1 protein-coding gene is annotated in these 320 nt (G+C 46.6%); it reads left to right on the top strand.

From position 1 onward, the window contains the following. The coding region (locus LVD47_RS23460) for a hypothetical protein (protein WP_236981158.1) at positions 1 to 320 on the top strand (320 nt) is incomplete at both ends.

Below are 320 nucleotides of genomic sequence, written 5' to 3'. Positions count from 1 at the left end.
TGTGAAGATGCGTGTGAAGAGCCTATGGTAGAGTTGTTGGTTATGGATTACTGGTGTAACTGGGGTAAAGCCTGGGTGACGGTAGACGTAGAAGACAAATCGCAAGCGGAAGTATCTAAAGAATTGGAAGACCTTACCATATCATGTGAAGCGTATAACTTATTTTACAAAGAGGTAGTGGAAGAAGCGGCGGGTTATAATGCCGGCGGTGGAAGTGCTGCGGATACAAGTGGGGCGTATGCGGCATTGGATGCGGCGTTTGGTAGCTATATCAAAACCTGGGTTAACAATCAAGGCCAGCCTACAGACATAGATGGAAA

Source organism: Membranihabitans maritimus, from assembly GCF_021729145.1.
Classification (GTDB): Bacteria; Bacteroidota; Bacteroidia; order Chitinophagales; family Saprospiraceae; genus Membranihabitans; species Membranihabitans maritimus.
The sequence above is the reverse complement of the archived record's forward strand: the minus strand, read 5'-3'. Positions and strand labels throughout refer to the sequence as shown.